Source organism: Enterococcus camelliae (assembly GCF_042685105.1).
Taxonomy (GTDB): domain Bacteria; phylum Bacillota; class Bacilli; order Lactobacillales; family Enterococcaceae; genus Enterococcus_G; species Enterococcus_G camelliae.
The window spans coordinates 1-9,441 of the sequence record NZ_JBHUMO010000022.1; the positions used below are offsets into that span (position 1 = coordinate 1).

Annotated in this window: 8 protein-coding genes; all 8 read left to right on the top strand. The window is 37.8% G+C overall.

Annotation, left to right across the window (positions count from 1 at the left end; translation table 11 throughout):
• Nucleotides 1–123: 123 nt before the first annotated feature.
• A complete protein-coding gene (locus ACFSR0_RS03415) occupies nucleotides 124–687 on the top strand; it encodes a hypothetical protein (protein WP_379979921.1) in 564 nt (187 codons plus the stop codon).
• A 75-nt stretch (nucleotides 688–762) separates the two neighbouring features.
• Nucleotides 763–1,680 carry an ABC transporter permease gene (locus ACFSR0_RS03420; protein WP_379979923.1) on the top strand — a complete coding sequence of 306 codons (918 nt, stop codon included), beginning with the start codon at nucleotides 763–765 and terminating at the stop codon, nucleotides 1,678–1,680.
• Nucleotides 1,681–1,702: 22 nt separating this feature from the next.
• The gene (locus ACFSR0_RS03425; RefSeq protein ID WP_379979925.1) at nucleotides 1,703–2,590 is read left to right on the top strand and encodes a carbohydrate ABC transporter permease; all 888 of its coding nucleotides are present in this window, start codon (nucleotides 1,703–1,705) and stop codon (nucleotides 2,588–2,590) included.
• A gap of 46 nt (nucleotides 2,591–2,636) precedes the next feature.
• Entirely contained in the window at nucleotides 2,637–3,269 is a 633-nt protein-coding gene (locus ACFSR0_RS03430; protein ID WP_379979927.1) for a YesL family protein, read from the top strand.
• A 1-nt stretch (nucleotide 3,270) separates the two neighbouring features.
• Entirely contained in the window at nucleotides 3,271–4,899 is a 1,629-nt protein-coding gene (locus ACFSR0_RS03435) for a glycoside hydrolase family 13 protein (protein ID WP_379979929.1), read from the top strand.
• A gap of 6 nt (nucleotides 4,900–4,905) precedes the next feature.
• Nucleotides 4,906–7,215, top strand: coding sequence for a glycoside hydrolase family 31 protein (locus ACFSR0_RS03440; RefSeq protein ID WP_379979931.1), 2,310 nt, complete (start codon nucleotides 4,906–4,908; stop codon nucleotides 7,213–7,215).
• Nucleotides 7,216–7,449: 234 nt separating this feature from the next.
• Nucleotides 7,450–9,234 carry a glycoside hydrolase family 66 protein gene (locus ACFSR0_RS03445; RefSeq protein ID WP_379979933.1) on the top strand — a complete coding sequence of 595 codons (1,785 nt, stop codon included), beginning with the start codon at nucleotides 7,450–7,452 and terminating at the stop codon, nucleotides 9,232–9,234.
• A gap of 128 nt (nucleotides 9,235–9,362) precedes the next feature.
• A partial coding sequence (locus ACFSR0_RS03450; protein ID WP_379979935.1) for a MerR family DNA-binding transcriptional regulator occupies nucleotides 9,363–9,441 on the top strand: 79 nt, incomplete at its 3' end.

A 9,441-nucleotide genomic window follows, 5' to 3' on the forward strand; every position in this document is an offset into this window, starting at 1 on the left:
CTGCCAGACAAGGGTTAAATCGTTGGTAACACTGGATTATTGAGTAATTCGCTGTCTATAAAGGTTTTTTGATTTTTTTATGCATTTGATATTGCAATTAAGCATCCAGAAAAAGTTGTTGAAATGTTCAATTTATTATTTGACAAAGTAGCAAACTCAAAAGACATGGAAAAAGAATACCCTGAAATTTATGATTACGCTCAAAAAGCTGTAGACGGTTCAGTGAAACCAGTCAATATCGAATTCTTCAAAAACTTGAGTGAAATTGATGATGCAGTGACTGCGACAAATGCTGCAGAAGGCAAAACAAATATCAATGATATTACGAAGTTTATCGTTCAAAATAATGCTCGTAAAATCAAAGCTTACTTGGACAATCCAGAAGGAGCAGATCCAACCGACTGGTCTGTGTACGCTTCACGTGATTTAGCAGTGGCTGGTGTAATGGATGGTGTACGTAAAGAAGGCATCTATAACGAAGTAAAACCATTTATAACCTTTGATACAATTAAAGCAAACGATCGTAATGGTGCTCAAATTTCTAAACTTGAAGAAGAAACGTTCATCAAATTTGTAACAGGAGCAGAACCATTAAGCAAATTTGATAAATACACCAAAGAATGGAATAACCAAGGTGGTAAAGAAATTCTCGCAGAAATGCAAAAAATTGCTGACAAGCAAAAATAACTAAATTGAGTTATGAGTTAATAGAGCATTTGTCAGCAAATGCTCTATTTTCTATCTGACAGTAAGGAGACTATTATGGATAAAAAAGCGATAAAAAGGAAATCTTGGTTTTCAAGAGATCAATGGCTATTCATAGCTATGGTAATGCCAGGAATACTCTTTTTGTTAGTTTTCTCTTATGCACCGATGTTCGGGTTAATTATGGCGTTTCAAGATTTTATACCAGCAAGAGGATTTCTACATTCTGAATTTGTTTATTTAGATAATTTCAAATACCTTTTTAATCTACCTGATATCTGGAAAGTTACCTACAATACCGTTTTTATTGCCGTAGGAAAAATCATTTGGAATACAATTATCCCAATTATATTCGCAATTTTATTAAATGAAATTCGTGTCCAATGGATGAAGCGTACGATGCAAACAATTGTCTATTTGCCTTATTTTCTTTCATGGGTAATCTTAGCTTCGGTTATTGTAAACTTGTTTAGTTTAGACGGAACAGTCAATCAAATTTTACAAAGTATCGGTCTTAACTCAGTGAATTTCTTAGGTAGCAATAAAGTGTTCCCACACCTATTAATTTGGACGGATGTTTGGAAAGGTTTTGGGTATAATTCGATTATCTTCTTAGCCGCTATTACGGCGATTGATCCAGGATTATATGAAGCAGCGACAATGGATGGGGCGAGCTGGTATCAAAAAGTACGCTATGTAACCGTCCCAGGAATGATGCCTTTTATTATTTTGATGACAATTTTGGCTTTGCCAGGCATTTTAAGTGCTGGTTTTGACCAAGTGTACAATTTATATTCTCCTCCAGTGTATTCGAGTGGGGATGTCTTAGATACATATATTTATCGAATTGGTCTAATTGGACGAGACTATAGTTTAGGGGCTGCAGTTGGGTTAATTCGCTCGATTATCGGATTATTCTTAATCTGGATTTCGAACAAAGCGGCTGAAAAAGCAACAAATCGGGTGATGTTCTAAACGTTAAAGGAGGAATAAAAAAATGAAAGAAAAATTTGGCATTCGTCAATTTATTATCTATTTATTAGTAATTCTCTTGACGTTATCATGCTTAATCCCATTGATGAATGTAATTGCGCTCTCTCTAAGTAGTTCTCAGGCAGCAGCTGCAAATAAGGTTGGTTTATGGCCAGTAGAATTAACTTTTGCAGCATATGAAAAAATTGTCGGTGATACTCAATTTTGGCGTTCATTCGGCATTTCAGTATTTAGAGTATTCGTAGCACTTGCACTAAACTTGATACTGATTGTGACATTAGCTTATCCTTTGTCGAAAAGCAAAAAAGTGTTCTTTTCTCGCAAGTTTTTTATGAACCTTATGATTTTTGCAATGCTCTTTAATGGTGGGATGATTCCAACTTATTTAGTTGTTAAAAATTTAGGTTTGATTAATTCCGTGTGGTCATTGATTTTACCTGGTGCTGTTCCAATCGGTAGTGTGATTTTAGTAATGAATTTTTTCCGCGGAATTCCAAAATCATTGGAAGAATCAGCTTTGTTGGATGGCGCAAATGCTTGGGATATTTTGCTTAAAATCTATATTCCGATTTCTTTACCATCCTTAGCAACGGTGTCCTTATTCAGTATTGTAGGTAGTTGGAATGACTTCTTTGGTGGATTGATTTACATGACGGATATTAAAAATTATCCATTGATGACCTACATCCAATCATTGTCCGTAAATATTGCAGCTACGTTACAAAATGCTGGTGGATTATCTACTGAACAATTACAAAGCTTGTTATCAGTATCAAACCGTAACTTGAATGCTGCGAAAATTGTTGTAGCAATCATTCCGTTACTAGTCATTTATCCATTCTTACAAAAATACTTCGTTCAAGGAATTGTTGTAGGAGCGGTCAAAGAATAGGTTTTGAATGCGTCAAAACGAGATGAGAAGAAAAGAGGTGAAGAATGTGGATAGATTTTTTGATGTTGGTGGCCCCGTGTATCGTGTACTTGCAAAGATCTGGGGATTGATGGTGCTGAACTTTTGTATCCTCTTAACTAGTCTGCCACTCGTCACAACGGGTGTTTCATTGAGTGCAGCTTATACCGTTTGTTTCAAGATGCATGAAAAAAATGATATGCAAGTAATAAAAAATTATTTTGAAGCCTTTAAGCAAAATTTTAAACAAGCAATGGTATTTAGTATGATTCAATCCTTGCTTTCAGTACTATTTATAGTGGATGGTTGGTATTTTGTGCAGACATTCCATGGAATCACACTTCCAATGGTCGGTGTTGGGGTGACAGCGTTATTTATTTTGTTTATCACTCAGTATTTGTATGCGTATATTGCGCGTTATCAAGATAGTTTAAAAAATACCCTAGCTAATTCATTGAAACTAGCTGTCATGAATGTGTTTACGAGCATTCTTTTGGCAGGAATGAGTAGTGGGATCATTACACTGATGTTCCTTTCTTCCAATCTTTTTGTTTTCATACTGTATATGAGTGTTTTCATAGGCATCGCATTTATGATTTTCTTAAAATCGTTTTTATTGTTAGGTATTTTTAAAAAATATGAAAAAATGAAGGAGATTTAACATGACGTCATGGTGGCAAAAGGCCGTAGTATATCAAATTTATCCTAGAAGTTTCCAGGATAGCAATGGAGACGGAATTGGGGACATTCCTGGGATTATTTCCCGTTTAGATTATTTACAATTATTAGGAATTACAGCTATCTGGCTTTCGCCAGTTTACAAATCGCCGAATGATGACAACGGCTATGATATCAGTGATTATGAAGATATTATGGATGAATTTGGTTCGATGGCGGATATGGAAGAATTAATCCAAGAAGCCAATAAAAGAGACATTAAAATCGTTATGGACCTTGTTGTTAATCATACTTCTGATGAACATGCTTGGTTTGTAGAAGCCAAGAAAGGCAAAGAAAATCCATACCGAGATTATTATGTCTGGCGTGATCCAGTTAATGGGGACGTCCCAAATGATTTGCATTCAACATTTAGTGGAAGTGCATGGGAATATGATGAAGCATCGGGTCAGTATTATTTACACTTGTTTAGTAAAAAACAACCAGACTTAAATTGGGAAAACAAAAAAGTTCGTCAAGAAGTCTACGATATGATGAATTTTTGGTTGGAAAAAGGAATTGGTGGTTTCCGGATGGACGTCATCGATTTAATTGGCAAATTACCTGATCAAAGCATTACCGGAAATGGGCCAATGTTGCACACGTATCTTCAAGAAATGAATCAAGCAACTTTTGGCTCGCAAGATGTAATGACGGTGGGCGAAACTTGGGGAGCAACACCAGAAATCGCTAAATTGTATTCTGATCCAACCAGAAATGAACTTTCAATGGTCTTTCAATTTGAACATATTGGTTTGGATCAACAAGAAGGCAAAGATAAGTGGGATTTGAAACCATTGTCTATTGGTCAATTAAAGCAAGTTCTATCTAAGTGGCAAACTTCATTAGGACATGAAGGTTGGAATAGTTTATTCTGGAACAATCATGATTTACCAAGAATCGTTTCACGTTGGGGAAATGACAAAGAATATCGTGTGGAAAGTGCCAAAATGTTTGCTATTTTGCTACATATGATGAAAGGGACGCCATACATTTATCAAGGAGAAGAAATTGGCATGACGAATTGCCCAATTTCAACAATTGATGAAGTGGATGATATTGAAAGTATTAATATGTACAATGAGCGCCTAGATCAGGGCTATACGAAAGAAGCCATTATCGAATCCATTAATGCTAAGGGACGTGACAATGCCCGGACACCAATGCAATGGGACAATTCGGCCAATGCAGGCTTTACAACAGGGACACCTTGGTTGCACGTTAATCCAAATTACCCTGAAATTAATGTGGAACAAAGTTTGGCGGATGAGGATTCTGTTTTTTACACATACAAAAAGTTAATAGAATTGCGCAAAGAGCATGCAATTGTTGTTTGGGGCGAATACGAATTAATTGAAGAGACAGAAGAAGAAGTATTTGCGTATTATCGAGAATTTTCCGGTGAGAAATGGCTAGTCGTGGCTAATTTTTCGGAATCAAAGCAAACGTTTACGTTGGAAGAAGAAATTGGGGAAGTACTTGTGCATAACTATCACACCTCATTACCAAAAAGTGGCGAAGTATCATTAAAGCCATATGAAGCATTTGCTGCAAAAATTTTAAAAAATGTATAGGAGAGAATGATGACAAAGTCTATTATTCAAGGAGAACATTATCGTATCACAATTCTAACGAATCAATTGATTCGGATGGAATATAGTCAAACTGGACAATTTGAAGATCGTCCGACACAAACTGTTTTAAATCGTACATTTGGAACACCAACAGCAACCATTTCTGAAACGGAAACGCAACTAGAAATTCATACACCAAATTTTGATCTTTTTTATGAAAAAGAAAAAGAATTTAATGAATATACCGTTTCGATGGATGTGCGCTTTGCAACAGGTTATACGCACCACTGGCGTTTTGGAGATACTGAATGGAACCTAAAAGGAACAACGCGAACGCTTGATGGAGCAGATGGAGAAATTCCACTTGAAGATGGTATCATGAGCCGTAACGGTGTCACTATAATGGACGATTCAACAACTTTTGCGATAGATGAGATGAAGCAACCAGTTAAGCGCCTAGGAAGTGAAACGGATTGTTACCTCTTTGCTTATGGACATGATTACTTCCAAGCATTGAAAGATTTCTATCAGTTGACAGGTCAAACACCCTTGCTACCTCGTTATGCTTTAGGAAACTGGTGGAGTCGTTATTGGAAATACACGGAAGATAGCTATTTAGAATTGATTGAACAATTTCAAGAAGAAGCGGTGCCTTTATCGGTGTCGGTAATTGACATGGATTGGCATTTGACGGAAGTGCCAGAACGTTTTGGTAATGGTTGGACAGGTTACACGTGGGATAAAAAATTATTTCCGAATCCAACGCGCTTTATGCAAGCGTTACATGATCGTGGCTTAGCGATTACGCTCAATGTCCATCCAGCTGATGGAATTCGTGCATTCGAAGAAGCCTATCCACGAGTGGCAAAACGGTTGCATCTCGACCAAGAGGCAGAAGAGCCAGCTCGCTTTGATTTAAATGACGAAAATTTCCGTATCAGTTATTTCGAAGATGTTCATCATCCAATGGAAGAAGATGGAGTCGATTTTTGGTGGATTGATTGGCAACAAGGAACAAAAAGCGAAGTAGCGGGCTTAGATCCGTTATGGCAATTGAACCATTACCACTTTCTAGATCAAGTAGAACGCAAACACGATCCATTAATTTTATCACGCTATGCCGGACCAGGAAGCCATCGGTACCCACTCGGCTTTTCTGGGGACACGATTATCAGTTGGGAATCGCTTGATTTCCAACCATACATGACCGTCACGGCTTCGAACATTGGTTATTCTTGGTGGAGTCATGATATTGGTGGACACATGTTAGGATACAAAGACGAAGAATTGTCCTTACGCTGGTTGCAATTTGGGGTATTTAGTCCAATCAATCGTTTGCATAGTTCATCAAGTGCGTTTACAAGCAAGGAACCTTGGACCTATGAACCAACAATAGCCGGGATTATGAAGGATTACTTGCGCTTCCGCCATGCTTTACTGCCTTATCTTTACACAGCAAATGTGAAGACACATGAGAATGGTGAACCGCTGATGCAGCCAATGTATTACCGTTACCCGGAAGTAGATGCATCTTACCGTACGCGTAATCAATACTTCTTTGGTTCTGAACTTTTGGTTGCTCCAATTACACAACCAATGGATCGGCAGACAGAGTTAGGAAAAGTGGCTGTCTTTTTACCAGAGGGAGATTGGTTTGACCTTTTCCGAAACTGTCGTTATGAAGGCGATACAACCATTACGATGTATCGTTCGCTAAACGATATTCCTGTTTTAGCTAAAGCGGGCGCCATTGTACCGTTAGATGCCCATCCTGAGCAAACAAAAGCGAATGAGTTGCCAACAACCATCCGTTGGGAAATATTCCCTGGAAGCAGCAATCAATATGAATTGATTGAAGATGAGGGAAATCAACGATGCGTAACCCGCGTTCGTTTGGATAATGAAACCAAAAAATTGGTTATCGAAATAGAAGGATCGAAAGATATTCTGCCAAATGAACGTCAACATGAGTTTCATTTACGCGTGACCGATGAAGTACAGGTTAGTGGTGACAATCTTTCCTCTACGTATGATGCTCAGTTGAAAGAACAAATCATTTTAATCAATCAACCGGAAGAGCAACATATGCTCACACTATCAGGTTTTGCCTACAGCAAAACACAAACTAGTGAACAGGCTGTTTTTGATATCTTAAAACGAGCAAACATTGAGAATGAATTAAAAGATCAATTATGGGATCGTTACCGAAATGAATCAAGTAAGAACAAACGATTCAATTTACTTTCCCAAGTACCTTCTCGTGATTTATCACAAGCACTGTTTGAATGCGAATACACGGACCAACGTGCAGAGTGACTAGCTGAGTAAATAGGGACATGTATGTATAGCAGTAAAACCAGACCCGAACGATAGTGATGATGAATCTCACTTGTCACAAGCAGTGACATGAGCCAGTCTCATTATGGTTCGGTTTTTTTGATAAGAACGACTTTTTACAATCATGCATTGAAGGGAGCAAATATGAAAAAAATTGTTTTCGGAATAATAAGTGGGGCTCTGGTTGTCGGAGTAATCTTTGGAGTGGTGAGAATGAATAAGCAAAAACAGGCAAACGTGTCAATTGATAAGATAAGCGCAGACCAAGCCGTCTATCGACCTGGGGACAAGGTAACCTTAACCGTTTCATTAGCGGATGAAGCAAAAAAAAATCAAGGAACCTATCAATTACGGGTGACTCATTTGGGGAAAAAAGTTGATCAACAAGCTGCAAAATGGGAAACCGTTAACGGTAAGGGACAGATGACCATTGAATGGCAACCTCCAAAAACCGATTTTCAAGGATATTTATTGCAAATTGAAATGAAAAATCAATCCGGAGAAACCATTGCTCAAACCAATAAAGCGGTGGATGTTTCGAGTAACTGGACCAAGTTTCCACGTTATGGCTATTTAACAGAATTTGGCGATGAAGCAACGCCCGCTAAAACCATCGCACAGATGAAAGATTGGCAGCTAAACTCTATTGAATATTATGATTGGAAATTTTTGCATCATCAACTGATTCCTGAAGATGGCTCAATGACTTGGCAGGATTGGTCAGGCAGACAAATTGATGGCAATAAAGTAAAAGAATATATTCAGCTGGCTAAGCAAGAAAATATCGTGAATATGAGTTATAATATGGTCTACGCAGCAACGAATAATTATAAGAAGTACGGAATTAAAGACGAATGGTTGTTGCATTATGCTGAGGATCATGGAGAAGCTGGTAGACGGCCAGGGGATGTCTTTACCTTTAAAATGGGTGCAAGTCCCACGGGTCAATCAAATCTATTTTTCTTTGATTTAGATAACCCTGAATGGCAAGATTATATCATCGAAAAAAACAAAGAAGCATTAGAAGTAATGGGATTTGATGGTTGGCATGGTGACACTGTTGGGGAATGGGGAAAAATGTGGACCACTGCCGATATTGGGAAACCCGAAAAAGCAAAATATGTGAAAGATAGCTACAAGTCATTTTTAAATACCGTAAAAGAACGTCTAGGGGATCGCTACTACCTTTCTTTTAATCCAGTAGGTGCGCAGGGCATCGAGCAGGTAAATGCATCAAATGTTGATGTCCTCTACTCTGAAATTTGGCCTTGGGATAAAGACAGTGAAGGGCATACGTATGATGATTATATGAGCTTGAAACGAGAAATCGATCAGTCACGTAAAGAAAGCAATGGAAAATCGTTAATTATACCGGCTTATATGGAATATGATTATGCAGCAGCCCAAGGGAAACGTAAACCATTTAATCAAGCAGCCGTTTTATTAACCGATGCAGCTGTTTATGCAGCGGGTGGTTCAAGAATTGAATTAGGGAATGGCACAGAAATGCTTTCAAATGAGTATTTCCCTAATAAGAACCTATATATGAGTAAAGAGCACCAAAAACGCCAACATGCACTGCAAGAATTTATTGTAGCTTATCAAAATATCTTACGTGATGGCTTGGAAGATAATCAAAAATTGATTCAAATCGTCGATGAACAAACCAGCAGTGATGGTCATCCAGATACGATTTGGACGTATGCAAAAGAAAAAGACGGCATTGAAGCGTTGCAACTGATTAATTTAAGCGGTGTCAATGATGTAACTTGGCGTGCAAACGAAGGAAAGAAAGCAACACCAACGAAGAAAGAAAACTTAAAAGTCAAGTATTACACGGAGAATACGTATACCCATGCCTATGTCACTTCGCCAGACCCAGCCTTTAATGGCGTATCAAAAGAAGTAACAATGAGCGTCGGTGAAGATGATAAAGGAGCGTATATCGAAGTTCCTGTGAGTAGCTTGGAATATTGGGATATGATTTATTTTCAATAGAGAAAAGTAATGAAAAATAAAAGAGCGAGGAGGGTAACAACAGTTAATCATAATGTATAAATATCTATAAAAATATCATTCAAAACATCAATGTGTGGTATCCTCATTTTGAGGTGAAGATTATGACTATGTATTCGATAGGTGAATTTGGAAAACAGATAGGTGTAACACCACAAACGTTGAGAAATTGGGATAAAAGAGGGGAAT

Bases quoted from the DNA above. Each gene is read 5' to 3' on its own strand.
- ACFSR0_RS03415 (WP_379979921.1), top strand. From the start codon at position 124: ATGTTCAATTTATTATTTGACAAAGTAGCAAACTCAAAAGACATGGAA.
- ACFSR0_RS03420 (WP_379979923.1), top strand. From the start codon at position 763: ATGGATAAAAAAGCGATAAAAAGGAAATCTTGGTTTTCAAGAGATCAA.
- ACFSR0_RS03425 (WP_379979925.1), top strand. From the start codon at position 1,703: ATGAAAGAAAAATTTGGCATTCGTCAATTTATTATCTATTTATTAGTA.
- ACFSR0_RS03435 (WP_379979929.1), top strand. From the start codon at position 3,271: ATGACGTCATGGTGGCAAAAGGCCGTAGTATATCAAATTTATCCTAGA.
- ACFSR0_RS03440 (WP_379979931.1), top strand. From the start codon at position 4,906: ATGATGACAAAGTCTATTATTCAAGGAGAACATTATCGTATCACAATT.
- ACFSR0_RS03445 (WP_379979933.1), top strand. From the start codon at position 7,450: ATGAATAAGCAAAAACAGGCAAACGTGTCAATTGATAAGATAAGCGCA.